The 26,492-nt window shown below is 46.5% G+C and carries 21 protein-coding genes; 12 read left to right on the forward strand and 9 right to left on the reverse strand.

The features are described from left to right. Window positions 1-225: 225 nt before the first annotated feature. The gene (glnA, locus tag CEQ32_RS17965; protein ID WP_037425030.1) at window positions 226-1,635 is read right to left on the reverse strand and encodes a glutamate--ammonia ligase; all 1,410 of its coding nucleotides are present in this window, start codon (window positions 1,633-1,635) and stop codon (window positions 226-228) included. A 973-nt stretch (window positions 1,636-2,608) separates the two neighbouring features. On the opposite strand from glnA, the gene typA reads away from it, so the two are divergent. Further along, window positions 2,609-4,420, forward strand: a complete 1,812-nt coding sequence (typA, locus tag CEQ32_RS17970; RefSeq protein WP_037425027.1) for a translational GTPase TypA — start codon at window positions 2,609-2,611, stop codon at window positions 4,418-4,420. 83 nt (window positions 4,421-4,503) lie between these two features. Here the strand turns inward: typA and CEQ32_RS17975 are convergent, their stop codons facing one another. After that, entirely contained in the window at window positions 4,504-5,532 is a 1,029-nt protein-coding gene (locus CEQ32_RS17975; protein WP_037423204.1) for a diguanylate cyclase domain-containing protein, read from the reverse strand. A gap of 375 nt (window positions 5,533-5,907) precedes the next feature. Between CEQ32_RS17975 and katG the strand changes: the two genes are divergently transcribed. Further along, window positions 5,908-8,094: a catalase/peroxidase HPI gene (gene katG / locus CEQ32_RS17980; RefSeq protein ID WP_088586534.1), complete on the forward strand. Its 2,187-nt coding sequence runs from the start codon at window positions 5,908-5,910 to the stop codon at window positions 8,092-8,094. 85 nt (window positions 8,095-8,179) lie between these two features. Here the strand turns inward: katG and CEQ32_RS17985 are convergent, their stop codons facing one another. The 3 genes from CEQ32_RS17985 to CEQ32_RS17995 form a co-directional block, all read right to left on the reverse strand. After that, window positions 8,180-9,394: a 4Fe-4S binding protein gene (locus CEQ32_RS17985; protein WP_037425020.1), complete on the reverse strand. Its 1,215-nt coding sequence runs from the start codon at window positions 9,392-9,394 to the stop codon at window positions 8,180-8,182. A gap of 310 nt (window positions 9,395-9,704) precedes the next feature. Then, entirely contained in the window at window positions 9,705-10,358 is a 654-nt protein-coding gene (locus CEQ32_RS17990; protein ID WP_037425018.1) for a DUF2959 domain-containing protein, read from the reverse strand. Between the two features lie 29 nt (window positions 10,359-10,387). Further along, entirely contained in the window at window positions 10,388-10,609 is a 222-nt protein-coding gene (locus tag CEQ32_RS17995) for a hypothetical protein (RefSeq protein WP_037423215.1), read from the reverse strand. A gap of 81 nt (window positions 10,610-10,690) precedes the next feature. On the opposite strand from CEQ32_RS17995, the gene CEQ32_RS18000 reads away from it, so the two are divergent. From CEQ32_RS18000 to azoR, 8 genes are all read left to right on the forward strand, one after another. Beyond that, entirely contained in the window at window positions 10,691-11,704 is a 1,014-nt protein-coding gene (locus CEQ32_RS18000) for a virulence factor BrkB family protein (protein ID WP_088586535.1), read from the forward strand. A gap of 45 nt (window positions 11,705-11,749) precedes the next feature. Next, the gene (locus CEQ32_RS18005) at window positions 11,750-12,706 is read left to right on the forward strand and encodes an alpha/beta fold hydrolase (RefSeq protein ID WP_088586536.1); all 957 of its coding nucleotides are present in this window, start codon (window positions 11,750-11,752) and stop codon (window positions 12,704-12,706) included. After that, window positions 12,703-13,305, forward strand: coding sequence for a hypothetical protein (locus tag CEQ32_RS18010; RefSeq protein ID WP_088586537.1), 603 nt, complete (start codon window positions 12,703-12,705; stop codon window positions 13,303-13,305). The genes CEQ32_RS18005 and CEQ32_RS18010 overlap by 4 nt, the downstream gene beginning before the upstream one ends. A gap of 15 nt (window positions 13,306-13,320) precedes the next feature. After that, entirely contained in the window at window positions 13,321-13,758 is a 438-nt protein-coding gene (dtd, locus tag CEQ32_RS18015) for a D-aminoacyl-tRNA deacylase (protein ID WP_037423224.1), read from the forward strand. 35 nt (window positions 13,759-13,793) lie between these two features. Beyond that, on the forward strand, window positions 13,794-14,237 hold the full coding sequence (locus CEQ32_RS18020; RefSeq protein WP_055646869.1) for a thioesterase domain-containing protein: 444 nt from the start codon (window positions 13,794-13,796) through the stop codon (window positions 14,235-14,237). A gap of 160 nt (window positions 14,238-14,397) precedes the next feature. Further along, entirely contained in the window at window positions 14,398-15,618 is a 1,221-nt protein-coding gene (locus tag CEQ32_RS18025; RefSeq protein ID WP_037423230.1) for a S1 family peptidase, read from the forward strand. 11 nt (window positions 15,619-15,629) lie between these two features. Further along, window positions 15,630-16,163, forward strand: coding sequence for a hypothetical protein (locus CEQ32_RS18030; protein ID WP_122040772.1), 534 nt, complete (start codon window positions 15,630-15,632; stop codon window positions 16,161-16,163). Between the two features lie 186 nt (window positions 16,164-16,349). Next, window positions 16,350-16,946: an FMN-dependent NADH-azoreductase gene (azoR, locus tag CEQ32_RS18035; RefSeq protein WP_037423238.1), complete on the forward strand. Its 597-nt coding sequence runs from the start codon at window positions 16,350-16,352 to the stop codon at window positions 16,944-16,946. 61 nt (window positions 16,947-17,007) lie between these two features. Here the strand turns inward: azoR and CEQ32_RS18040 are convergent, their stop codons facing one another. The 3 genes from CEQ32_RS18040 to CEQ32_RS18050 form a co-directional block, all read right to left on the reverse strand. Beyond that, window positions 17,008-17,172 (reverse strand): hypothetical protein, encoded by a 165-nt coding sequence (locus CEQ32_RS18040; RefSeq protein WP_037423241.1) that lies wholly within the window; start codon window positions 17,170-17,172, stop codon window positions 17,008-17,010. Between the two features lie 36 nt (window positions 17,173-17,208). Then, a complete protein-coding gene (locus CEQ32_RS18045; RefSeq protein ID WP_037423244.1) occupies window positions 17,209-17,532 on the reverse strand; it encodes a rhodanese-like domain-containing protein in 324 nt (107 codons plus the stop codon). 95 nt (window positions 17,533-17,627) lie between these two features. Next, the gene (locus tag CEQ32_RS18050) at window positions 17,628-18,203 is read right to left on the reverse strand and encodes a helix-turn-helix domain-containing protein (RefSeq protein ID WP_037423247.1); all 576 of its coding nucleotides are present in this window, start codon (window positions 18,201-18,203) and stop codon (window positions 17,628-17,630) included. 123 nt (window positions 18,204-18,326) lie between these two features. On the opposite strand from CEQ32_RS18050, the gene CEQ32_RS18055 reads away from it, so the two are divergent. Then, on the forward strand, window positions 18,327-19,514 hold the full coding sequence (locus CEQ32_RS18055; protein WP_088587009.1) for a benzoate/H(+) symporter BenE family transporter: 1,188 nt from the start codon (window positions 18,327-18,329) through the stop codon (window positions 19,512-19,514). Window positions 19,515-19,571: 57 nt separating this feature from the next. Here the strand turns inward: CEQ32_RS18055 and CEQ32_RS18060 are convergent, their stop codons facing one another. Continuing rightward, entirely contained in the window at window positions 19,572-20,027 is a 456-nt protein-coding gene (locus CEQ32_RS18060) for a GNAT family N-acetyltransferase (protein ID WP_088586538.1), read from the reverse strand. Window positions 20,028-20,611: 584 nt separating this feature from the next. Here CEQ32_RS18060 and hhe point away from each other — a divergent pair. Next, a complete protein-coding gene (gene hhe, locus CEQ32_RS18065) occupies window positions 20,612-26,323 on the forward strand; it encodes a DUF4011 domain-containing anti-phage protein Hhe (RefSeq protein ID WP_088586539.1) in 5,712 nt (1,903 codons plus the stop codon). Window positions 26,324-26,492 lie beyond the last annotated feature (169 nt).

The raw sequence follows: 26,492 nt of genomic DNA on the forward strand, positions 1-26,492 counted from the left end.
ATCTGTCCCTATTGTTGTTATTGCAGTGGTGTCTGCTGGTATGCTTTCTTTTGATGATAAATAAGTGGTTGGCTATGTCGCCATTTAGAGAAAAGTGTTGGTCATTGCACCAGCATGAAAGAAGCGTATACCTTCAAGAAACAAAAAGCCCCATCAGCAAAACTGTTGGGGCTTTGATACTTTATGCATGCATTTATACAGTGAGTAATTGCATGCATCTAGCCATTACAGGCTGTAGTACATTTCAAACTCTAATGGGTGAGTTGTACGGCTTACACGCTCAGCTTCTGCAGATTTCAGTGCAATGTAAGACTGGATGAAATCTTCGCTAAATACACCGCCGCGAGTTAAGAACTCGTGGTCAGCTTGCAGGTTTTCAAGGGCGTTTTCTAATGAAGTCGCTACTTGTGGGATTTCAGCCGCTTCTTCCGCTGGCAGATCGTACAAGTCTTTATCCATCGCTTCGCCTGGATGGATCTTGTTTTGGATACCGTCGATACCCGCCATCAGCAGTGCTGCGAAACCTAAGTATGGGTTTGCATGTGGATCTGGGAAGCGAGTTTCGATACGACGACCTTTAGGGCTTGGTACCACTGGAATACGGATTGAAGCAGAGCGGTTACGGGCAGAGTAGGCTAACATCACTGGCGCTTCGAAGTGTGGTACTAAACGCTTGTAAGAGTTAGTGCTTGGGTTAGTGAAAGCGTTCAGTGCGCGAGCGTGCTTGATGATACCACCGATGTAGTACAGTGCAGTTTCACTTAAACCAGCATATTTGTCGCCTGCGAACAGGTTTACGCCATCTTTCGCCAGAGATTGGTGAACGTGCATACCGCTACCGTTGTCGCCAACGATTGGCTTAGGCATGAAAGTCGCAGTCTTACCGTAGGCGTGAGCCATGTTGTGTACTACGTACTTCAGAATTTGGATTTCGTCCGCTTTCTTAGTCAGGGTGTTGAAGCGAGTTGCGATTTCGTTTTGACCCGCAGTCGCCACTTCGTGGTGGTGAGCTTCAACCACTTGACCCATTTCTTCGAGCACTAAACACATCGCGCTACGTAAGTCTTGTGATGAGTCAACTGGTGCTACTGGGAAGTAACCGCCTTTCACGAATGGACGGTGACCAGTGTTGCCACCTTCGTAGCTAGTGCCAGAGTTCCAAGCCGCTTCTTTAGCGTCGATTTTCACGAAACAACCAGACATGTCAGTACCGAAACGGACGTCGTCGAACAGGAAGAATTCTGGTTCTGGTCCAACTAATACAGTGTCAGCGATACCGGTAGAGCGTAAGTATTCTTCCGCTTTTTTCGCGATAGAACGTGGGTCGCGGTCATAACCAGTCATTGTGCCTGGCTCGAGAATGTCACAGCGGATCAGTGCAGTGGTTTCTTCGGTGAATGGATCCAGTACGAACGTAGTTGGGTCTGGCATCAGTACCATGTCTGATTCGTTAATGCCTTTCCAGCCAGCGATTGACGAGCCGTCAAACATTTTACCGTCTTCGAAGAAGTCAGCGTCTACCTGATGAGCTGGGATAGATACGTGCTGCTCTTTACCTTTGGTGTCGGTAAAACGTAAATCAACAAACTTAACTTCTAATTCTTCAAGTTGCTTTAAAACTGATTCAACTGACATTCTCAAGTCTCCGGTAGGGTAAAGGGATGTCCCTTCTATAATCTTTTAACTCAAGTTGTGCTTGAGCAAAACTTACTAGCTATAAAGCGATATCTATGCCAACAATTTAACTTGTTGATAATTAATGAATATGTGTTTTATCGCACTATCTTTAACTCTGTGTTGCACCTTATTGGTGCGTTTTGATGTGGTATTTTGGTGCATTCATCCATTTTGGTGCGCGCCATTCGCCCCCATTTTAGTGCAGTGACGATGAGCATCGGCTTGCTTGGTTAATTCATATCCATATTCAAGCTGAGCAGCATACTCGCTGTTAGCCTGTTACTATCCATTAGGCTCAGCAAAACAGAATGAATTTAGCATATAAATAAGTCTAGATAACCGCGTAAGCTCACTGTTTTCAGTGCTCGCCATAATGTCACAAAACAGTGAGATGCTAAGCTGTTTTTCTGATAATGATTTTGGCTTGTTTTCATTGCTTATCATTAAAAATCAATTGATTAGTCTTGTTGTTCTTAGGTGGGAATAGAGTTTATTGAAACTGCGTCTAAAGCCATTTATTTAGGCTATAGGGAAAATACTTAGGTAGCGGTTTGGCATACTGATGTGTTTGGACGAAAAAACGGGGCTGCCGAATTGGGGTTATTCGCTATACTTATGGCGGCCTTGAGCGCATAGTCTGCAATGACATTCCAGTGAAAAATAGTAATTTCAGCTGGTTAGTCGTATTGAGTTCGAGATAACGTGGCAATTGTCTGCGCGTTAACGGTGCATTTGGGTTATTTGCCTTATCGCCATAACGGATTCGTTAGCATAGGCCCCAAAAAATAGTTTTATAAGTGTTCAAAAATAATCCTGTGCGATATGGCCGCTCTGGAGTAGAATGTCACGCTTTTTTATGGCGACTCAACGTAGATTGCTGTAACGAATATTGTAATATCCCTAATTTTGTTTGATGGTAAGAGGTTTATCTGTGCTAGAGAATTTACGTAACATCGCCATTATTGCGCACGTTGACCATGGCAAAACGACCCTGGTTGACAAGCTGCTGTCGCAATCAGGAACCCTTGAGACCCGGGGAGAAGCTACTGAGCGGGTGATGGACTCCAACGATCTTGAAAAGGAGCGTGGAATCACGATTCTGGCAAAGAACACTGCCATCAAGTGGAACGACTACCGCATCAACATCGTAGACACCCCAGGCCACGCCGACTTCGGTGGTGAGGTTGAGCGCGTTCTGTCTATGGTTGACTCAGTATTACTGCTGGTTGACGCCGTTGACGGTCCAATGCCACAGACTCGCTTCGTAACCAAGAAAGCGTTCGCCCAAGGCTTAAAGCCAATCGTTGTTATCAACAAAATTGACCGTCCTGGTGCTCGCCCTGATTGGGTTATCGACCAAGTATTCGACCTGTTCGACAACTTAGGTGCGACCGACGAGCAATTAGATTTCCCAATCGTTTATGCTTCTGCATTAAACGGTTTTGCAACTTTAGATCCGGATGTCGTCAGTGAAGATATGACGCCACTGTTCCAGACGATCATTGAAAAAGTATCTCCACCTGCAGCAGATGCTGAAGGTCCGTTCCAGATGCAAATTTCTCAGCTTGATTACAACTCTTACGTAGGTGTAATCGGTGTTGGTCGCATCAAGCGTGGTAGCATCAAAGCTAACCAACAAGTGAGCGTAATTGGTGCTGACGGTAAAGTACGCAACGGTAAAATGGGCCAAGTATTAGGTTACATGGGCTTAGAGCGTACCGAAGTTGACGTTGCAAACGCGGGCGACATCGTTGCGATTACTGGTTTAGGCGAGCTGAAGATTTCTGACACTGTGTGTGCCGCTGGTAATGTTGAAGCACTACCACCACTATCAGTTGACGAACCAACGCTGACCATGACGTTCCAAGTCAACACTTCACCTTTCGCAGGTAAAGAAGGTAAATACGTGACATCACGTAACATTCTTGAGCGTCTGCAACAGGAATTAGTGCACAACGTGGCACTGCGTGTTGAAGAAACCGATAGCCCAGACCGTTTCGCGGTATCTGGCCGTGGTGAATTACACTTATCTATCCTGATCGAAAACATGCGTCGTGAAGGTTACGAATTAGCGGTTTCTCGCCCAGAAGTTATCTTAAAAACCATCGATGGCGAACTGTGTGAACCATACGAAACCCTGACCGTTGACGTTGAAGAAGAGCATCAAGGTACAGTCATCGAGAAGCTGGGTATCCGTAAGGCTGAGATGAAAGACATGCAGCTTGACGGTAAAGGCCGCGTGCGCGTTGACTTTATCATCCCAAGCCGTGGCTTAATTGGTTTCCAAACTGAGTTCTTAACTGCAACTTCTGGTACTGGTCTGATTTACCACTCATTCGATCACTACGGTCCGCACAAAGGTGGCGATATCGGTCAACGTGCTAACGGCGTATTGATCTCTAACGCTACGGGTAAGGCGCTGACATTCGCACTGTTCGGTCTGCAGGACCGCGGTCGTCTGTTTATTGGCCACGCAGCCGAAGTTTACGAAGGTCAAGTTGTGGGTATTCACTCACGTTCTAACGACCTGACAGTTAACTGTTTGAAAGGTAAGCAGCTGACTAACATGCGTGCTTCTGGTACTGACGAAGCTCAAGTACTGACTACGCCAATCACCTTAACTCTTGAGCAAGCGCTTGAGTTTATTGATGATGACGAATTAGTTGAAGTAACACCTAAGAGCATCCGTGTTCGTAAGAAACACTTAACTGAAAACGACCGTAAGCGCGCTAGCCGCGGTTAATGGTGGTTGTGGTGGGCACGTAAAGTGACTGCCATACAGTGAATAAAGCCCTGCTAAGGCAACTTAGCGGGGCTTTTTAATGGCTATATTTCAGGTTCATGTACTGAGCGTATGCAGTTACGACCTGCGGACTTCGCCAAGTAAAGGGCGGTATCTGCTTGGTGGACTAATTCTAAGGCATTATGTTTATCTGAGGGGAGTAAACACGCGACCCCCACGCTGACCGTGACAATTCCTATGTCTGTTTTAATATGGGGTATAGCAAGCGATTGAATAAGTTGATGTACGTGCTTGGCGGTGTCGAGTGCGCTTTGGTGATCCGTATTGGGGAGTAAAATAACAAATTCTTCGCCGCCATAGCGTGCAACCAATTCACCTGCCCGACGACCTGATTGAGATAAGCTGTTCGCCAGCATCTTGAGACAGTCATCTCCTGCGAGATGGCCATAAAAATCATTAAATAATTTAAAGTGGTCAATATCGAGCATGATAAGCGAGAGTGGCGTGTTGTTGCGTTGCCCACGACTCCATTCCTTTTGCAGCATTTGATCAAACAATCTACGGTTGCCAATATTGGTTAACCCATCGGTATTGCTGAGTTTTTCGAGTCTGTTGTTCGCTTCTGCAAGTTCATAGGTTCGCGCTTGTATAATGGACTCTAGCTCTCGATTGCGCTCTTCTAAACTCGTCATCGGGTAAATTTCGCCTTGTTTTGCTAAACCATAGGGAATGGATATTCCACTATGGACGATTTTCCAATCGTTGCTTTCTTGGCGAAAAATCAGCACTAACCTTGCGGTTTCTTGGCTAAGTATCGAGTCTGGAATAGGGAGGTGTATATGGAAAAACGCTGTAATAACAATAATATCTTCGGCAAGATCCTGTAGTGAAAGATCTAATACTTCAATATGGATCCGTTCGGGGACTTGGGCGAAGTCCTGACGGGTTATTTTTACCCATTCATCTTTACTGGTGACAAGAATATCGCTGCTACCTGCATAACCACTAAAAGTATCGCTAAAGCGGGCTGTGAGTTTGTCATCCCGTGCAGCGTACATCTCAATATATTCATCAAAAAGTGACTGCATAAGTTGCAAGCGTCTCTGTCGCATAGATTCACCTCAAGTAAGAATATAAGCGTTTTATTGTTCTTATTTGAGATGAGTATTAGTGATAAAACCATCTTCCGTTCTGATTAAAATCAAGATAGTGATGTAAAAACCACCAATAGTGTGATCTGTGCCCGCTTTTTGAGCTAGGGTTTGCTGTTCTTGTTACAGTTACCTAGCTTTAGTGGCAAAAGTTTGAAATGTTGTCATTTTGCTTGTTTAGTATACAGACCGAATGGTGCATTAATCGTTACTTTGGAACAGTGCAGAAGGGATTAATGCAAACGATAAACGTTTTAGAAGACGTCCAAACCAGATAAGCCTAATGACGCCTTATAGGGTCATTCCCTTCGTTAGCCATAAGTAAAGGAATATTCCATGGACAAGACTCAACACTCTCAAGGTAAATGCCCCGTGATGCATGGGGCAAATTCAGCCGTTGCCAGCAACAATATGGATTGGTGGCCTAAGGCACTTAATCTCGATATTTTGCATCAGCATGATAAGAAGACGGATCCCATGGATCCCAACTTTAATTACCGTGAAGCCTTTAAGACCCTTGATCTCGCTGCCGTGAAGCAGGACTTGCACTCCCTTATGACCGATAGCCAAGATTGGTGGCCAGCCGATTGGGGGCATTATGGTGGCTTGATGATCCGCATGGCATGGCACTCTGCGGGTACCTATCGCATTGCCGATGGCCGTGGCGGCGCGGGAACGGGTAATCAACGCTTTGCCCCACTCAATAGCTGGCCCGATAACGCCAACCTTGATAAAGCCCGCCGTTTACTCTGGCCGATTAAGAAAAAATACGGCAATAAACTCTCATGGGCAGATTTGATGATCCTCGCGGGTAATGTGGCCTACGAGTCTATGGGCTTAAAAACCTTTGGATTTGCCGGCGGTCGAGAGGATATTTGGCACCCAGAGAAGGACATTTATTGGGGCTCTGAAAAACAATGGCTCGCGCCAAGTGATAATCCTAACAGCCGTTATTCGGGCGCGCGTGACCTTGAAAATCCCTTAGCCGCCGTAATGATGGGGCTGATTTATGTGAATCCTGAAGGGGTTGATGGTAAACCCGATCCACTGCGCACCGCTCAAGATGTGCGTGTCACTTTTGCACGGATGGCGATGAATGATGAAGAAACCGTGGCCTTAACCGCCGGTGGCCATACGGTGGGCAAATGCCATGGCAATGGTAAGGCACAGGATCTTGGCCCTGAACCCGAGGGCGAAGAACTTGAGGCCCAAGGTTTGGGCTGGCTCAACAAAAAAGGCCCAGGCACGGGTGCAAATGCCGTGACTAGTGGTCTCGAAGGCGCTTGGACGACTCATCCCACTCAATGGGATAACGGTTATTTTCACCTACTGTTAAATTACGATTGGGAATTGAAAAAAAGCCCCGCGGGCGCCTCTCAGTGGGAACCTATTAATATTAAAGAGGAAGATAAAGTCGTCTCAGTGGGCGACCCGAATCGCAAGTTTAACCCCATCATGACCGATGCGGATATGGCGATGAAAATGGACCCCGAGTATCGCAAGATCTCCGAGAAGTTTTATCAAGATCCCGCCTATTTCTCCGAGGTATTTGCCCGTGCTTGGTTTAAGTTAACTCACCGCGATCTGGGGCCTAAGAGCCGTTATTTAGGGCCAGAAGTGCCGAGTGAAGAGCTGATTTGGCAAGACCCCATCCCAACCGTTGATTATCGTTTGGATGCCAGTGAGATTGTCGACCTGAAGGCGAAATTATTAGCCTCGGGACTCAGTGTTTCCGAATTGGTCGCAACCGCGTGGGACAGCGCGCGCACCTTCCGAGGCTCGGATTTCCGCGGTGGCGCCAATGGCGCACGGATCCGTTTAGCACCACAAAAAGATTGGCAGGCCAACGAACCCGAGCGGTTGCAAAAAGTATTGCAGGTGTTGAGCGCGTTGCAGGCAAGCTTAAGCAAAAAGGTCAGTATTGCCGACTTGATTGTCCTCGGTGGCGCTGCGGCGATTGAAAAGGCCGCCCACGCTGCGGGAGTCAATATCACAGTACCTTTCATGCCTGGCCGTGGTGATGCCACGCAGGAAATGACCGATGTGGAATCCTTTGCCGTACTTGAGCCTTTGCACGATGCGTATCGTAACTGGCAGAAAAAGGATTATATAGTTCAGCCCGAGGAGATGATGCTCGATCGCACTCAACTTATGGGGTTAACCGCCCATGAGATGACAGTGTTGGTTGGGGGAATGCGGGTGTTGGGCACTAACTATGGCGGTACACGCCACGGCGTGTTTACCGACAAAGTGGGTGTGTTAACTAATGATTTCTTTGTGAATCTTACCGACATGGCCAACAACTGGAAGCCTGCGGGTACTAATTTGTATGAGATAGTCGAGCGTAAAACTGGCGCAGTGAAGTGGACCGCTACCCGTGTCGATCTGGTGTTTGGCTCTAACTCGATTTTGCGCTCCTATGCTGAGGTTTATGCGCAGGATGATGCCAAAGAGAAGTTTGTGCATGACTTTGTGGCGGCTTGGACTAAGGTGATGAATGCCGATAGGTTTGACCTTGCCTAATCACTAGTACTTAAGCTCGTTGTGACCATAAAAGGTGCAGTTTAGACTGCACCTTTTTTATATCTCTTATCAACAAATCAGAGAGTTAATGACCCACTCGGTCAATCACTTGGATAAGTTCCATGCGGATAGCGTCCGGTGTTTGGCTATGCCAGAATCCCGCTAAATAAGCGCCGAGTGGCAGGAGGAAGAGCGCCAATAATAACAAGACTAACAATCCTTTATGGCTAACTCTGTGACCCGATTTAAGGCCAAAACCGAGCGCCGCTGATTTAGGGCAGGCCGCCACACAGCGCATACAGGCTTGGCATTCGTCGCTGCGAACCGTGGTTTTGGTATGCACTATGATGTTGGCTGGGCAGGCGCGGGTACATTTATCGCACTTCATGCCCTTGGCTTCGATCAGGCAATGCTGAGTATCGCGGCGGATTTTCAGTGGGCTGGCAAAACTTAACAGTCCGAGCATGGCACCATAGGGACACAAGTAGCGGCAAAAACCTTGGCGACGCCATGCGGCGAGGACGAGGATAAGAGCAAAGCAGGCTAAGGTAATAAGCCCTGGTGTGATAAAAAACAGTGCCATCTTAAGGTCGGCAATTTTGTGGTAGTTACCCTGCAGATAATAGGGAATTGACTCGCTTGGCATACCGATCACTACATAAAACAGTCCCAGCAGTAATAAGTATTTAAGCATCCGTAGTGGCCAGTCTAGCCATGCGGGTGGCGCAAGTTCTGCTTTGATAAAGCGTTTGCGCAAGGCGTAGAGGTATTCGCCGGCGAGTCCTAAGGGGCAGGCCCAGCCACAAAAGGCGCGTTTACAGAGTAGGCCTGTGAGTAGCACGGCGGCGAGCATCACAGCGGCGGCGGGATGGGTTTGGTCCCACAGGTTGAGCGTCAATATGGCTTTTAATTCAATCCCGCCGGCGATGGGCAAAAAGGCATCGACAACATCAGGGCGCATTAACCAAGGCGTGACCCCTTGTTTGAGTTGGATAGCATTAATGCAGTATTGGATGGCGACTAAAAACAACGAGAGTGCGAGCAGGTGTTGGCAGCCTTCACGCAGGGCGTTGATTTTTATCTCGGCCTTATACTCCACCGGAGCAAACTTATGGGCAATAAGTGTAAGGGGCAAGGCAATGATTAGGGCGAGCGCCAAGGGCCAGTAGAGGCTAATCGCCACGGCGCCCACACTCAGGAGTAAGGTGGTCACTGCTCCCCATTTTTTACCGCTCCAATAGCTTAGGGAGGCGATATACATCAGGGCCAACATTAGGGTAAGGGATTCAATAAAGGTCATGTTAATACTGCAAATAGAATACACGTATTCAATCTGAGCAATCTTTTGTAGATAAGTTTATGAGCCTAAAGTGAATTTGTGCGTTAGATCCAATATTGATTGAATCATCACACTAAAGCGCGCCATCGCTCACAAAGCTAAAAATCTTAGCCTTGCACAAACGAAACTGGGAATGCAGGGAGGATAAAATCAACAGCAAACCGCCATCGCAGCTTGCCGAAGTGTTTAGAGGGTTAGAGCATCAGTGCTAAGCTGTTAATTCAGATTGGTTTGACGGAATTAACAGCCAGTTTGAGCAAGCTAAATGGCCTTACCCTTTTGAGTTCTCAAGGGCCTCGATAAATCGAGTAGACTCATTGATAGATTTATTCATTTCTTTGATTAAGCCTGAGATATCCGTTTGTAAGTTGGCAAATTCACCTTTAATCGCGCCTATCGCCTGGGCATTTAAGTTATGCTTTAAATACAGCATATTGTCTTTCATAGCGGTGAGAATGGGCGGCATTTTTGATTCGGCGCGGCGCATGGTTTTAATCAACTGCTCGTAGGAGCGACGGGTTTCCTTGAGCTTAGTTTCGCTGTTGCGGCGTAGGCTCGCTTTGCTGATCTCACCAATTTCCGTTTGCCACTCATCGAATAGCGCCTCGGCAACATCTTCGACCTTGTTGATGCGATTACTTACGTCATCGGCGGCACTTTGGGCTGACTCGTATTCATCTTTAGCCTTGTTATAGGCTTTTTCGAGGTTGCCACCATTGTGGTTGAGTAGGGCTTGCATCTCCTCGAGTGCTGAGCTGAACTCTTTTTGCGCATCCTCTTGGGATTCTTTCGCGGCTTTCACTCTGTCGACCATAATGTCGCGCTTGTGGTAGCCCACTTTTTCCATGGCACCGTAATAGGCACTCTGGCAGCCCGTCAGCAATAGCGTTGCCGCTATCAGACTAGAGGTGATCAATCTTTTCATTGGGTATTCCGTCACTGAGTCAGATGAAGTTAGTCGGCCTTAAAACGTGCCGCATCGATAATGCTCCAGAGGTGAAAGATAGCACCAATTACCGCGGGCACAATTAACCACCAAAGGGCGTAGCCGACTACAGTGACCACGAAGAATAGCAATGCTGCCAAAATTCGCCCTTGTAGCAGTTGGCCTAGGCCGGGGAAAAACAGACTAGCGATTGCGGCGATAACATTGCCAGTGGATCCTTGTTGTGACATCAATTCACTCCTTAGACTTGTAAATTAAGTGTTTATTGTACGAAGATAACGAGTCTATACCAACAGAATCAAGAGAAACCCGTGACTAAGAAGATAGATCTGGCACAAATTCGAGCCTTACTCCTTGGGATTTGGCACTTCCTGCTGCATTTACGCCAGCGCCTAGTAGAAGATCAAATCAATATTCGTGCGGGCCACTTGGCCTATGTCACCCTGTTATCGCTTGTCCCTATGGTGGCGGTGACTATGTCTATGCTGTCGGCCTTTCCTGTGTTTAAGGGGATCCGCGGCCAAATTGAAGCCTTCGTTTACGAGAATTTTTTACCCGCAGCGGGCGATACGGTACAAGTCTATATCAATGAATTTGTGGGTAATGCCTCTAAAGGCACCGCGGTGGGGATTGCGGCCTTAGTGGTGGTGGCGATTATGCTGATCTCCGCCATTGATAAGTCACTGAATAATATTTGGCGCACTAAGGAAAAACGTTCTGTGGTCGTGGCCTTTTCAATGTATTGGATGGTGATTACCTTAGGCCCTGTGCTGGTGGGGGCGAGCCTAGTGGCGACCTCCTATGTGGTGTCGTTAAAGCTGTTTGAGGGCGACACCTTATCTGGCGTTATGCCGCTGTTTATCGAACGTTTGCCGCTGTTATTTTCGGTGGCCGCGTTTTTACTGCTGTATATGGTGGTGCCGAATCAAAAGGTGAAGTTTTGGCACGCACTACTCGGTGCAGTGGTGGCGGCCTTGCTATTCGAGTTGGGGAAAAAAGGTTTTGCCCTGTATGTGACGAAATTTCCAAGTTATGAAGCCATTTATGGTGCGCTGGCGACCATTCCTATTCTATTTGTTTGGGTATATTTATCTTGGATGATCGTGCTGCTGGGCGCCGAAATTACCGCCGCCATGCCCGAGTATTTGGACTATGAGTCCAGTAGCGATATCAACGAAATTAACCTCGATGATCAGCCTTTAGCGGCGCAGGATACACCCGCCGCGCAGCCAGAAACCACATCTGCCCAGTCAAGCCAAGTGCTTGAGACGACAGGTGAACTTGCGGCAAACGCGCCTTCATCGACTACACTGGATAAGCCGTAGCTAAGTTATCATTCACCAAGACATTCAGCGAGCCTTATCCCACCTATGATCACTGATGCCCATCCGCTTGCCGCTTTTATCCGCCGTGATTGGCTGATGATAGGCAATGGGCAGCAGTTGCATCTCGCTCAATATGGTAATCCGCAGGGTATCCCGCTGCTGTATTTGCATGGTGGCCCTGGCGCGGGGGCTTCGATCAGTGAACTGAGTTTATTTAACCCCGAGCACTATTGGATTTTACTGTTAGATCAACGTGGTGCGGGGCAATCACTGCCCGCTGGCGAGTTAGAACACAATCATTTAAATGGACTCATCAGCGATATTGAGGCGATTCGCATTCACTTAGGCATAGCGCGTTGGTGCTTAGCGGGTGGCTCATTTGGCGCCACCTTAGCCTTAATTTACAGTGGGTTATTTCCGCAGCGGGTAATAGCTCAAGTATTATGGGCGCTGTTTATTCCATCAAAAGAAGGGATTGAATGGCTCTATGCACCCTCGGGCGCCGCGCAGTTATATCCGCAGGCTTACCGTGAATTTGCCGCGCCTTCTATTGGATTGGCGGATTTATTTACGCACTATCAGCTAGGATTTAACGCCCAAGATGAAGCAACTCGCCACGAATTTGCCCGCCGTTGGATCCAATGGGAATTAACCCTAGCGGGTGTACCAACTGGCCTGCCTAAGCGGCTTGCGCCGCCGCTATTCGCCTTAGCTCAAATCGAGCTGCACTATGCGCAAAATGATTACTTCAATATGTTCAGTGTATTACAACGGGTGACATCTCAAGTCTCTGCGCGTACCCTGCTATTACAAGGCACGCAGGATGCTGTCTGTCCGGCACGTTTATTAGCCGCATTTGGGGCAAAAATCGATAACCCCAGGATACAAATCCACACTATTGTTGATGGCGGGCATTCGCTGAATAGTGAAATACTCTCACTTGCCGTCACACTCGAAATTCAAGCCATGTGGTCTTGGATAAAGCGACAGGAGTTTGCATGAAATTAGCTATGATTATTGCCGCCATTTTAGGATTAACGGCCTGCGCGGCCACCTCATCCTCAACCCCAGAATCTCAATCCTCATCTTCTGCGGTCGAATCTACCGAGGCTCGCGCACCTGTGGCGCCTAAAGTGGTGCAATTGGCTGGAATGACCAATGAGGCCGCTGCTGATGCTTTGTATCAGGCTTTCATCAATGCCAACTATTTAGCCACTAAAGTCGGGGCGGATAAGGTTGCGGTGCAATTTGGCAATAATGATTTTATGCTCGAACCCAGTATAAATGCTGCGGGGATTGACCGTATTCTGATGAACCGTTTTTATGCGGTGCATCCACAGTTGCAGGCCAGCCCCGAACTGCCTGCGGTGATTGGTGAGCTGAATGCCAAGCTCAATTTTGCTAAATTCGTGCTGCGTGAGCAGGGCGCAGTGATCCAAATCCAAGGCACTGTGACCTTTGCCGATAAGGTCGAAATCGAGGAGCTTCGCCGTTTTATGCTGTGGACCGATGGCGGCTTGGCAGAAATCGCTAAGTCCTTGCCGGAGGGAATTGAGCAGTATCTGCGCCCAATTCCTTTGATGCCCGTTGTAAAGTCTTAATTTAAAGGAAAAGTTGTGATCGCTTTAATTCAAAGAGTCAGCCGCGCCAGTGTGGTTGTAGATAATCAAACCATAGGTGCAATCGATAAAGGCTTGTTAGTTTTACTTGGGGTTGAGCGGGAAGATAATCGCGAGAAGATGGAAAAGCTAGCTACTAAAGTAATGAGTTATCGAGTGTTTTCTGACGAAAATGGCAAAATGAATCTCAATTTGACTCAAGCGGGAGGCTCGCTTTTAGTGGTATCACAATTTACCTTGGCCGCCGATACGGAGCGTGGGCTAAGGCCGAGCTTTTCGGGTGCGGGCACACCAGAACAAGCGCTTGGCCTGTATGAAGAGTTTGTCGCCTTTTGCCGCGCCAAGGGCGTGACCACCGAAACAGGGCAATTTGCTGCTGATATGAAGGTTGAACTCGTCAACGATGGCCCAGTGACCTTCCATTTACAGGTTTAATCTCAATACGCTTGCACTAGTAAAGGAAAATGCCCATGGACGAATTATTAAACCAATTGCGCCAGACCTGGCACCGCACTATACCTGTGAGTGAGTTTATGCAGATCGCGCCGCTGTCATTTTCTGATGGTGAATTGAGCGTGAGTGCGCCACTCGCGCCGAATATCAATCTGCATCACACCATGTTTGCGGGCAGCATTTATACCCTTATGACGCTCACTGGTTGGGGCATGGTATGGCTGCAACAGCAACTCCTCAATGTGGATGGCGACATAGTGTTAGCCGATGCCCATATCCGTTACTTGGCGCCCATTCGCAATCAACCTATTGCACGCGTGGTATGGCAGGATGCCAGTTTAGCGGGCTTATCTGTGGGGCGAAAAGCCAAAGTTCGACTTGTGGTTAAGCTTTACTGTGAAGATCTGCTCTGCGCTGAGTTTTCAGGCCTGTATATTAGCCTTCCAGGCATTAAGAAATAGTTGCGACTGTTTGATTTTTGTAAATTTTCATCGTTGATGTTGCCTTTAACTTGCAATAGAATCTTTGGCTTAATGCAACTTAAGTTGCATACGCCATGGTCCGTACGGTTATCACGTTTATGCTGTATGGCGCTATTTGCATTGATATTAAGGATAACCGATGCGATTTCTCTCCTGTGTGCTTATTGCTCTATTTTGTTTTCATCTCAGTGGTTGCGCCAATACCAAGTTAAATGCCAATAAATTACCAAAGGGTGTGGTGCTAAATAAAGCTATTACACTCCCTGTGGATGTGAGTGTTGCTTATTATTTGCCCCATTCGCAGTTAAATAACCGTTTTTATTTAGAGAAATGGAATATTTGGGTCGATCCAGGAAAATCACTCAGTGATGGCGTGAAGGATGGTTTTGGTGCTTATTTTTCAAATGCTAAGTTATTAGACCGCACGCAAGCGAGTCAGTATGGACTGCTGATCGATATCGATCCTGAGTGGAAATTTGAGTCGGGTAAAGCAGAAATGATCATGAGCTATCGGGTATTTAATGGCTCCGATAAGCCCATTCGCGAAGGGCAAAAATCCTTTAAGGCAGATATTGGTTATTTAGGGGATGGTTTAGGTCTTTATAACGCCGCATTGCGTGCGACTCAATTAGTGATTGTCGATGTGCTAAACACGTTGACGCCGTCGGCTAGCTCCTATCCTGCACAGTATGCAATGAAGGATGTCTCGGCGAATTTGCTGGCAAATATGCAAAAGCCAGTCAGTACAGGAACAGGTTTTTATATTAATCCTCAGGGGCAAATTGTCACTGCGGCCCATGTACTCAAAAATTGCATGGTGACACAGGTGAATGTTGGCGGTAAATCCTTTGATGCGGCCGTAGAGGCTAGCTCGACCTTATTGGATTTAGCGGTCGTGAGTACGGGTACGCCAGTGGAGCAATACTTACCATTGCGTAAAGGTACAGAGATTTTCCTGGGCGAGGCGATTACCAATGTTGGCTATCCCTTGCAGGGATTATTGGCGGCCTCCCCCAATTTAACGCGCGGAAATATCAGCTCACGCGAGGCATTAAAGGGGGCGGTGGGGCAATTCCAGTTTTCGGCACCGATCCAGCCCGGCTCAAGTGGTGGCCCAGTGGTCTCTGATGGTGGGGAGTTATTAGGTATTACCGTTAGTACCTTAAATGTGACGAGTCTGCGTGAATCGGGTGCATTACCGCAGAATGTTAACTTTGCCCTTGATGCAAAATATGCTGCCCGTTTTTTAGATAAGCACCGCATTAGTTATCAGTCGGTTGAACCCAATATGAAGGGCGATATTCGAACGGCAAATGCGGCGGCACTTGGTGCTGTTGTTCAACTAAATTGCTATCAATAAGGATGTTTCCAATGCTATTTATGCTTCGTATTTTGATACTGGCTTTGTTGCTCATTAGCCCGTTTGTTAAAGCGCAAACCACGGCACTTCCACCAGTATTTTTTATTAGTACCATTGATTCAACTGACTTTTATAACAAACTCAAGGGCATCCCATTATTTGAAAAAATGGATAAAGAGAATATCGGTAATCCATTGAAACTGATTGTGACCTATAAAATGGAACCTACAGCAGGGGGAGAAGCCGCTGGGCTAACCTCGGCGATTTTAGCGGGTGGCTCCCTAGGGCTGTTACCTATGGTGACCAATAATGATTTGGTGCTGACCTATGAGTTTAGGGTTCACAATGAGGTGATTGCCAGCGTCAGTTACCGTGAAAATTTTACCAAGGCTCACAACATGTACTCTAATGAGGGAATGTATAGCCTAGATAAAGAGAGTTTGGCATGGGCGATGACCACGACTGATAAGTTTATGGTTGATATTCAAAACTCGCCTGAGCTTTCCCAGCTAATCAGTGAATACAACTATTATTTTGCTCAATAGTTCGAGTGATGCATCTCCATAAATTAAGGGCTAGCTTTGCTAGCCCTTAATTCAACCATTCTATTTTTTAGAAAGTAATCTCAAATTTTATCCGCTTTTTTTCTTTTTTATGGGCTAATAAACTAAGCCCATAGAGTCGAGAGCAAGCTGAAAGACTCTCAATAATTTCAATTTTCGGAGCAGATTATGTCTAAAGTCCTAGTGTTAAAATCCAGTATTCTTGGCGGTTATTCACAATCTGCCTTGTTAGTTGACCACCTGATCGGTAAATGGGAAGACCAAGGCGCGACCATCACCGTTCGCGATTTAGCGGGTAAAGATGTGTTGCCAATGGTTGATGGCGAAATCGCCTCTGGCCTACGTGGCGGCGCTGAGTTAACTGCGCGTCAGCAAGAGATGCTCGACCTGTCGAACGCCTTAGTTGAAGAGTTAAAAGCGAACGACACTATCGTGATCACCGCGCCGATGTACAACTTCAACATTCCAACCCAGCTGAAAAACTGGATTGATTTTGTGGCCCGTGCCGGTGTGACTTTCACTTATACCGAAAACGGTCCTAAAGGTTTAGTAGAAGGTAAACGTGCTGTGTTGATCACCACTCGTGGTGGCGCCCATAAAGATGGCCCAACCGATCACATTGTGCCTTTCTTAAAAACCTTCCTCGGCTTTATCGGTATCACTGATGTGGAAGTGGTATATGCTGAAGCGCTGAACATGGGCCCAGAAGCCAACCAAAAAGGTATCAGCGAAGCTAAAGCCAGTATCGATAAGTTAGCGGTTTAATCGTAAAGATAATAAAAAATGCCAGCGTAAATGCTGGCATTTTTGTTTGCGCAGAACACAATTATTCGCAAAGCTTGCAGCCAAGGGATATGGTGTTGGTTTCGATATAGCGAACCTTAGTGCTTGCTTGGCCACGGTTACGGCTCACGCTGTAGCGGGTTTCGCGAACCACTTTGGGCTGCGGCGGTTGTTCGCCGCTAGTTGGGCGCGGGCACTTTGTTGTCATCTGCACCTCCTCACGCATGGTTGCTTTGCTTAGGTTTTAGCTTGGCTGGCAGCAGACTAAATCTTTTAGCGAACCACCGTTGATCACACATTCAAAACCGTTGGCTTTGAGAATATCGCAGCCCTTTTGGGCACGGATACCCGCGCCGCAGTAAAGTACAAAGGGATGCTGTTTATTTTCAACCTGATGTAACCATTGGTCGAGCGTTGGCAGTGGCACATTGATGGCCTGAGGCAAATGACCCGAGGCAAACTCCTCCGGTGAGCGCACATCGATAACGCGCGCACCTTGATCAATCAATTGCCAACATTTTTCACCGTTGCTGCTACCAGATAATTTAGCCAGTAAAGATTGAAACATAGCTTTGCCTCTATGATTAGAAGATTTTCAATAAGTTTATTCTAATGGATTAGTGAGCGCAAGCGGCAATCTGTTGGGTGCTTGGCTTGTCGGCATTACTCGGTGGCAGGCGCTTCCCTGTGGTAATGGATAAGATCATGAAACACCACGGGTTGATCGCTTAAGTTGCGGTAACCGTGGGGTTTATCGGCGGCAAAGCGCACGGCTTCGCCCTGCTGTAATGGCTGCCACTGGCCATCGACTAACACTTCCATGGTGCCGCTCAGTACGATCACATGCTCGGTCACGCCCGCCTCATGGGGCTCGGAAAGGCGCTCATAGTGCGGTAATAGGGTGAGTTCAAACATCTCAAAACCAAAGCGTGGCTCAAAGGGAAATAGCGATGCCACTAACATGCCGTCGGTTGCAGGCTTTTGGCGTAATGCATCGGCGTTACGAAAGACCGCGCCTTGGCTCTCGGGTGTCGGCTCCAGAAAGGTTGAGAGTGAGGTATTAAAACCGCTAGCGATTTTCCACAAGGTAGCAATAGTGGGGCTAGATTCGCCGCGCTCAATCTGGCCTATCATGGCCTTGCTTACGCCTGTCTCGAGTGCCGCTTTATCTAGGCTCCAACCCTTTTGGCTGCGCAGTTGTTTTAGGGTCGCGGCAAGATAACTGTTGATGGTCTGCATTAGGTTTTGACGCTTAAAAAATTATTTGTACGTTATAACGCACAGGTGCTATCTTGTCCATCTTGTGCGTTATAGCGCACAAGAAATGGTGCGATTATCAAGGCAAAGGTAGGAGTAGGGATGATGTGGCGCGAGGCTTTAGGACTATCAAAAATATCGGCGGGCTTTATTGCCGTGCTGGTGGGCTACAGCAGTTCGGCGGTGATTATCCTGCAGGCGGCGGACGCTGTGGGCGCGACATCGGCACAAATGAGTTCATGGCTGTGGGCCTTAGGTGTTGGCATGGGGCTCACCAGTATTGGCCTGTCTCTCTACTATAAAAATCCGGTGCTTACGGCATGGTCGACCCCCGGGGCCGCATTGATGGTTAGCAGCCTTGCGGGATTAAGTATCCACGAAGCCGTTGGTGCCTTCCTGATCAGCTCTTTGTTGATCACCCTATGCGGCTTGGCGGGCTGGATGGATAAGCTTATTCGTATCATGCCGCAGTCAGTCGCTTCGGCCATGTTAGCGGGGATTTTACTGCAGTTTGGTTTAGGGCTGTTTCAAGCCATGCAGACTCAACTGAGCTTAATCCTATTGATGTTATTAGTGTTTGTTGTGCTTAAGCCCTTTGCGGCGCGTTACATTATGTTGCTCACCCTCGTAGCGGGAATAGGGATGAGTTATCAATTGGATCTACTGCAACTCGATAAGCTTGAGCTGCAATTCGCCGCCCCTGTATGGATAGCGCCTGCGTTTTCTGTCACCAGCGTAGTGGGCGTGGCGCTGCCCTTATTTGTGGTGACTATGGCCTCACAAAATATGCCTGGGGTAGCAGCGCTCCACAGCCATGGTTATCGCCCGCCTATCTCGCCATTAATTACCGTGACGGGTCTGATGGGCGTATTGTTTGCCCCCTTTGGCGGCTTTGCTTTTAATCTCTCGGCTATTACGGCGGCCATTTGTATGGGTAAAGAAGCTGACCCAAATCCCGCGACCCGTTATTGGGCGGCTGTGTGGGGCGGTGTGTTTTACTTTATCACTGGCTTACTCGGCGCCACTGTAGTTGGTCTCTTCGCCGCGTTTCCGAAGGAGTTAGTGCTCGCGATTGCAGGATTAGCCCTGCTTGGCACCATAGGTAACAGTCTAACCGCCGCGCTTGCGGATAACGACGAGCGAGAAGTGGCAGTGATTACGTTTCTCGTCACCGCCTCAGGCGTGAGTATATTGGGGATCGGCAGCGCCTTCTGGGGATTATTACTCGGATTTTTAATGCATTACTGGCACAAGCATCGCGCCTTAACCACAGCTAAGCAGGCAAAAGCTTAGCTGTGATTAGGTCTAGATTGCGGTTCGCCATGTAAGTGGATTGATGTGTGTTGAGGCCTAGAGCTTTTGGGTCATAAATAGGCTATTGGGGTCGAGCGTGTAATCGGCAAAGGGGCCACACAGCTCGAAGCCAAACTTAGCGTAGAGAGAACGTGCGGGCAGGAAAAAGGCCATTGAGCCCGTTTCTAAACTGAGGCGCTGCACGCCTGCGGCTTTGGCGTCATTGATCAAATGCTGCAATACCTTAGAAGCGATCCCTTGTTGTTTGTAGGTGGCGGCGGTGCGCATCGATTTGATCTCCGCATGCTCGGCATCTAACCATTTTAGTGCACCGCAGCCTGCCAGATTGCGGCCATCCCACAGTGTCCAAAAGCGAATATTGGGTTGGCGCAGGCCATCAAGGTCTAATGCGTGCACGCTTTCTGGTGGCGAGGTTGCCCGCATATCTTCAAGGTGCTCAGTTAAAAGTGCTGCAATTTCAGGCCCTTTTAGATCATCTAGTATTATTTTCATTGTTGCTCTCAAGATTAAAATTCCCTGTGTTGTCGCTTATCCATCATAACGTTATCGCGTTTCGTTGTTTTTAGGGTTAAAACGCTGCGGTGACTAAGCAAAGGGTAGGCCAAGAGTTTTTAGTTAAAGCTAAACGCAGAATCAAAGTCGTGGGGCTTCACCCACTGATTTTTAATCAAGAGTCGACCAAGGAGGACAGCTCGTCCTATTGATTTCACATCAGCCAAGACTCCCCCAACGGAGTTGAAAGCCCCTTGTGCTCATTGCAAAATTTGCTACAGCTTCCTAAATCCTCGATTTTCATCTGGCTAAATGGACGGAGCTATAAATTTGGAGCTGTATATACTACCAAATTGAAAAGACACTTCTCTTTTTTGAATGGAAATCTGTTAATATTCAGCATCATTGAGAGCTGATAATTAAATAACTTAAATAGTACGCTTGATAACAATCAAGTTAGTGTTATTTAAGCGGTTGAACACGGCTAGGTTATTGATTCTATAGTGTATGTTTGACTCTAAGAGAACAATAAATACTATAAAATTATTGTTTGAATGGAATTTGCTTAATGCAAAGGAGGCGCAATGGTAATCGCGAAAAACACATCTGATATAAAAGCAGACCTTTTTATTAGTTCATCACTTGAAATGATGCGCAAGAAGCTTCTTGACTTATCCGCTAGAAATCGCCTTCTAAATTTCCCAATTACGAACAAAACCTCTGCCCTGCGAATCGTCGACGAGTTACCCGACCAGCTTTCCAATGCTTTATGTTCTGATTTTACTATGGAGTTTGGACCCGTCGACGAACCGACCCGTGAACAGTTAATTGAGCATGGATATATACAAGTCGGAAAAGATAAAAAAGATGTGCAGTTAAAGCCTTTTCCCACTGCAATGGAGTGGGCCAAAGTACTAGGGATTAATACTTCTTATACTTTACCTGGCGGTGATCTGGGAGATGAATCTCCAGCAGTTAATAAGCAACTATTAGAAAAAGCCAGTGAATTTATCACTGAGTATGCATTAGCGCATAACGATAAACTAACGGGTATCCGCTCTCATTATGCTGAATATGGAGTTGATCTAGCACTATTAACCGCCGCTTGTCACCAAGCTGGATACAAAGACCTTGGGGATTTTGAACGCCAAATCAAATCGGGTAATGGTGTTCAAATTGCCCAAGTACATTCGAAGCATACTGATAATAAGATCCAAGTATTGCTATTCCCTGGTGAATTAGAGGCCAGACTAAGAGCCATTTATAATAAAGCCCAGACTGCGTTAGAAGAAAGTGGCGCGAATATCTTGTATCTCGCTCTAGGCTTCCTAGAGTGGTATGAAGCCGATATTTCAGATAAAGCTCGCCTTGCGCCCTTGTTTAGCATTCCCGTCCGTCTTGAGCGCGGTAAGTTAGATCCCAAAGATGGCCTATATAAATATCAGCTGGTTTATACCGGCGAAGATATTCTGCCTAACCTTTCTTTGAAGGCAAAGCTACAAACTGACTTTGCGTTGGCTCTGCCTGATTTCGAAGACGATCAAACTCCCGATGGTTACTTTTCAGCAGTTAACAAGCTTATCAAAAAGAATAAGCCTAACTGGTCCCTACAGCGTTTTGGATGCTTGGGATTGTTGAACTTTGGCAAAATGATGATGTATCTGGATCTAGACCCTGAGCGATGGCCACAGGGAGATAGAAACATCACTTCCCATAACGTAATTCGTCGTTTCTTTGTTAGCCAAAAAGGGGAGTCAGTCCCAGCTGGTGGGGATAGTTCTGGTGAACATGATATTGATGCTTACACTGATATTCATAATAAAGTGCCGCTTATTGATGATGCCGATAGTTCCCAGCACAGTGCTTTAATTGACGCTATTCAGGGCCGTGATTTAGTGATTGAAGGTCCCCCAGGCAGTGGTAAGTCTCAGACGATTACTAACCTAATCGCAGCAGCTTTAATGAATGGTCAAAAGGTACTGTTTGTTGCTGAAAAGATGGCGGCGCTAGAAGTGGTTAAAAGCCGTCTCGATAGGGCTGGCCTTGGTGAGTTTTGTTTAGAGCTGCATAGCCATAAAACACATAAGCGTAAAGTGCTGGACGATATTCAGGCGCGTGTGACTTTAAATGCAACGATGCCGAGTCAGATGGAAATCAATGCGCAAATTTTGCGTTACGAAGAGCTCAAGCAGCAACTGAACGAGTATGCCGCTTTAATCAATAAAGAGTGGGAGCAGACGGGCAAAAGTATCCACCAAATTTTGAGTGCTGCGACCCGTTATCGAAGCAAACTTGAGATAGATGCAACTTCACTTCATCTCAAAGATGTTAGTGGTCAATCTCTGAATAAAGTGAAGCAGTTACGTTTACAAGATCAGGTTGCGACATTCCAGCAGATATACCGTGAAATTCGGGAGCAACTTGGGCATGAAGTTGAAATCTACCAACACCCTTGGAGTGGTGTCAGAAATACTGAGATTCAGATATTTGATAGTGATCGTATTGTCGAATGTTTAGTTCAGTGGCAACAGTCACTTGAGATTTTTGCTCAAGAGTACCAGCTATTTATTAGTGATTGGAATATTGATGTTGATGGTATGGACTCTCTTAAACTGATAAATACGGTATTACAGGACCTTAATTCTTTAAAGCCTCTCGCTGGTGGAGAGGTATTTGAAGCTCTACGTTCTTTTGAAGCTGAAGGTGCTATCGAGAGTGTAAGAAGTTATCTTTCGGTTTTTGAGGACTTACAAAAACATTATCAGCAATTAAGCGAGAAGATTCATCCTGACAAACTCAATTCAATTGAACACATCCAACCGCAGGATATGCCTAAAACGGGATTAGATACTTTCGTTATTCCAAATGGGATAACGATTCGCGACCTAGTGAAGTGGTACGAGTCGTTAAATAAGGCCTCACTTACACTTGGTATGCTGACTAATGAGTTAAGTGACTTTAAGCAAGCTCTCCCTTCGGCGATTTCTAATGCAATGGATGATAGTCGTAATGGCTTGCAATTTACGGCTCAGTTACTTCAGGTTATTGCTGGTTTACCGACAGAATTAATACCTCTTCGTGATTCGGTATTTGATGACGATGTTGTTGATACCACGTTAAAAACGCTATCTAAACAATGTGCCGTACTTAGGCCTTTAAAAGAAAGCCTTTCTAAAACCTTTTTACTGGAACAATTACCCACAGCCGAAGAGCTCAGTCAGGCCGTTTTGGTGTTACAACAGGGTGGAATACTGTCTTGGTTTAACAGCAATTGGCGACAAGCACGCACATTACTCAAGTCAGTCATTAATCCAGCCATTAAATTCGCTAAAGCCAAGAATCAATTTGACGAGTTAGTTAAATATCGCTCCGAGCTGAAACAATTTGATGCATGCGATCATGCTCGTTCGTTAGGCAATGCTTTTAGAGGTATTGAGACTGACTATGAACAGCTAACCGCCTTACGTCAGTGGTATATCAGAGTAAGAGAAACCTACGGTGTAGGTTTTGGTCCCAAAGTCGCTATTGGTACGAGCGTTTTAGGGTTGGATTCAACATTAATTAAGGGTGTCCACCAGCTAGAAAAGCAAAAGCTTTCATCGGTATTGCTTGAAACAATATCTATGATCGATAGTTTATTACAGCGTCTACCCAAAAAATCTGTAAATCTAAATCAGCAGCAACAACTTGTATGGGTTGGTGAAGGTTCTTTGCTGGATAGTCTCAGTCTGGAAGTGAGGCAAGCTTTAGAACAACTGCAAAGCTGGTACTTGAGTGATGACACTTTGCTCAGTGAAGCAGGAAAATTAGTTAATGCTATTAAGCAAATGCAGCAATGGCATCAAGAGTTAGCTGACAAGCGGCCCCTATTAGAACCATTTGCAGATAAGACTATGCCATTGTCTTTTGGGGTGCATAAAGATAATAGTTCGTCTATTGGTGTTATCAGCTCCACCTTAGATTTAGCTGAGCATCTTTTAAAGCAAGTGAGCAGTACTTCTTTTGCTGCTTGTGTAAGGCAGCTTGAGAATGCACAAAATTATGAAGAATTGCTTGGAGAAGGAGCAAGACTTAAGGAACTAAGAAACAATCAGGCTGACAAATTGTCGGTGTTTGAGTCTGAAACCGAGCTAGATGTCGAGATGTGGTTTAGACCTGTTGATGATTCACTTAAAGGATTGATCATTCGTAATCAGCGCGCAATTTCGCAGCCTCGATGGTTGAATGGTTGGGTTAATTTCACTCGTAATCGAATGCAGATGCATGAGCTTGGATTAGAGCGGATCTGGGAAGCGGTATTTAATGGTGCTTTGGATATCGAGCAAGCTGATTTGGCCTTGGATTTGGCGTTGAATGACCAGTTGTCGAGGGAGATTATCAATCAACATCCAGATTTGGCTAGAGTTTCAGGTACGCAACGTAACGCGATCCAAACCAAATTTAAAATCTACGATAAAAAGCTATTCAAGCTACAACGAGAACGTATTGCAGCCAAAATTGCATCTCGCTCAGTGCCTGAAGGTAACTCCGGTGGCCGTAAAAGTGAATATACCGACTTTGCTCTGATAAGAAATGAGTTGGGTAAGAAGACTAAGCATATCCCAATTCGGCAATTGGTTAACCGTGCAGGAGAAGCACTGTTAGCGTTGAAACCTTGTTTTATGATGGGGCCAATGTCTGCTGCTCATTACCTTGCACCTGGCAGATTAGAGTTTGACTTAGTAGTGATGGATGAAGCTTCGCAGGTCAAACCCGAAGATGCGCTTGGTGTGATTGCTAGAGGCAAGCAAATTGTTGTAGTGGGTGACCCCAAACAGTTACCGCCCACGAGCTTTTTCGATCGTTCAATTGAAAGTGATGATGACGAGGAAGTTGCAGCATTAGGGGATACCGACAGTATTCTAGATGCTTCACTGCCCCTATTTCCGATGCGTCGTTTACGTTGGCATTATCGCTCTCAACATGAAAAGTTAATCGCTTATTCTAACCGTCATTTCTACAACAGCGATTTGGTTATTTTCCCCTCTCCAAATGCGGATTCCCCCGACTACGGTATCAAATTTAGCTATGTGGCTGGTGGACGGTTTACGAATCAACACAATATCGAAGAGGCAAATGTTGTTGCGCGGGCAGTAGTAAAGCACGCACAAACTCGTCCTGAAGAATCAATTGGCATCGTAGCGATGAGTTCTAAACAGCGGGACCAAATTGAACGTGCTTTGGATGAGCTTTGCCGCTCAGATGCTTCAGCAGAAGCGGCAATTAGTAAGCTTCGTGTCCATGATGAGCCTCTGTTTATCAAAAACTTAGAAAACGTGCAGGGGGATGAACGTGATGTCATTTATATCTCTTTCACATATGGCCCTGCCGAGGTCGGAGGTAAAGTTTATCAACGCTTTGGACCGATAAACTCGGATGTGGGCTGGAGACGATTAAACGTACTGTTTACTCGCTCCAAAAAGCGGATGCATGTGTTTAGCTCTATGCGTGCTGAAGATGTGCTAACGAGTGAGACTAGTAAGCGAGGTGTTATCGCGCTTAAAGGTTTCCTGCAATTTGCTGAAAAAGGCATGTTGGATTCAATTTCGACTTCTACAGGGAAAGGGCCGGATAGTGATTTTGAAATTGCGGTAATTGAAGCTTTAACAAAAGAAGGATTTGAATGTGAGCCTCAGGTGGGGGTTGCAGGATTTTTTATTGATATAGCTGTTAAGGACCCTGGTAGTCCTGGACGCTATTTAATGGGGATTGAATGTGATGGAGCCGCTTATCATTCGGCGAAGTCTGCTCGGGATCGCGACAGATTAAGACAGGAAGTATTGGAGCGTTTAGGCTGGAAGATCAACCGTATTTGGTCAACTGATTGGTTTGGCAACCCAGAAGAGGTGTTAGCACCAATTATTCGAGAACTTCATGAACTGAAGTCAGCAATAAAAGTGACTGTGCCGAATTTGGATGTTGATGAAACAGAAGAAACCGTAGTTCAACCTGCAGTTGCATCAGTAGTCTTGAATCAACCTGCAGCAGAGTTGAGTTTAAAGGAAAAACTAAGACATTTTGCGCAGCATGTTATCGAGTTGGGCAGTCCTCATACAGAGGATGATTGCCGATTGCTGCGACCTGCAATGATTGAAGCGCTTTTGGAACATCAGCCTTTATCTCGTTCTGAATTTGTCGAGCGGATTCCACAATATTTAAGACAGTCAACTGATTCGTCGGAGGCGCAAAGGTACCTTGACCATGTTCTAGCATTAATAGATGGTTCAGATTCAGTACCCAGTACTATAACTGTTTAATGAAATTATGAATCGTGAGTTGAAAATCTAATTTGGGTGAGTTGAGGTGCTAGCATGTGTTGCTTCCTTACACCTTGTATTGGTATTTATGTAGAGGACTCTTTTAAGTCGAAGAAGTTACCGATGCATGGTGATTGGCGAGACGAACGTCCGCCCCATGGCCGCTTTT

The sequence above is a fragment of the Shewanella sp. FDAARGOS_354 genome, from assembly GCF_002209245.2.
GTDB classification, from domain to species: Bacteria; Pseudomonadota; Gammaproteobacteria; order Enterobacterales; family Shewanellaceae; genus Shewanella; species Shewanella xiamenensis.

Coding starts and splice junctions, on each gene's coding strand:
- CEQ32_RS17995 (WP_037423215.1), bottom strand. CDS start 10,609: ATGTCACAACAAGGATCCACTGGCAATGTTATCGCCGCAATCGCTAGT.
- katG (WP_088586534.1), top strand. CDS start 5,908: ATGGACAAGACTCAACACTCTCAAGGTAAATGCCCCGTGATGCATGGG.
- CEQ32_RS18025 (WP_037423230.1), top strand. CDS start 14,398: ATGCGATTTCTCTCCTGTGTGCTTATTGCTCTATTTTGTTTTCATCTC.
- CEQ32_RS18050 (WP_037423247.1), bottom strand. CDS start 18,203: ATGCAGACCATCAACAGTTATCTTGCCGCGACCCTAAAACAACTGCGC.
- CEQ32_RS17990 (WP_037425018.1), bottom strand. CDS start 10,358: ATGAAAAGATTGATCACCTCTAGTCTGATAGCGGCAACGCTATTGCTG.
- CEQ32_RS18045 (WP_037423244.1), bottom strand. CDS start 17,532: ATGTTTCAATCTTTACTGGCTAAATTATCTGGTAGCAGCAACGGTGAA.
- CEQ32_RS18020 (WP_055646869.1), top strand. CDS start 13,794: ATGGACGAATTATTAAACCAATTGCGCCAGACCTGGCACCGCACTATA.
- CEQ32_RS18010 (WP_088586537.1), top strand. CDS start 12,703: ATGAAATTAGCTATGATTATTGCCGCCATTTTAGGATTAACGGCCTGC.
- hhe (WP_088586539.1), top strand. CDS start 20,612: ATGGTAATCGCGAAAAACACATCTGATATAAAAGCAGACCTTTTTATT.
- azoR (WP_037423238.1), top strand. CDS start 16,350: ATGTCTAAAGTCCTAGTGTTAAAATCCAGTATTCTTGGCGGTTATTCA.
- glnA (WP_037425030.1), bottom strand. CDS start 1,635: ATGTCAGTTGAATCAGTTTTAAAGCAACTTGAAGAATTAGAAGTTAAG.
- CEQ32_RS18005 (WP_088586536.1), top strand. CDS start 11,750: ATGATCACTGATGCCCATCCGCTTGCCGCTTTTATCCGCCGTGATTGG.
- CEQ32_RS17985 (WP_037425020.1), bottom strand. CDS start 9,394: ATGACCTTTATTGAATCCCTTACCCTAATGTTGGCCCTGATGTATATC.
- CEQ32_RS17975 (WP_037423204.1), bottom strand. CDS start 5,532: ATGCGACAGAGACGCTTGCAACTTATGCAGTCACTTTTTGATGAATAT.
- CEQ32_RS18030 (WP_122040772.1), top strand. CDS start 15,630: ATGCTATTTATGCTTCGTATTTTGATACTGGCTTTGTTGCTCATTAGC.
- CEQ32_RS18060 (WP_088586538.1), bottom strand. CDS start 20,027: ATGAAAATAATACTAGATGATCTAAAAGGGCCTGAAATTGCAGCACTT.
- CEQ32_RS18040 (WP_037423241.1), bottom strand. CDS start 17,172: ATGACAACAAAGTGCCCGCGCCCAACTAGCGGCGAACAACCGCCGCAG.
- CEQ32_RS18055 (WP_088587009.1), top strand. CDS start 18,327: ATGTGGCGCGAGGCTTTAGGACTATCAAAAATATCGGCGGGCTTTATT.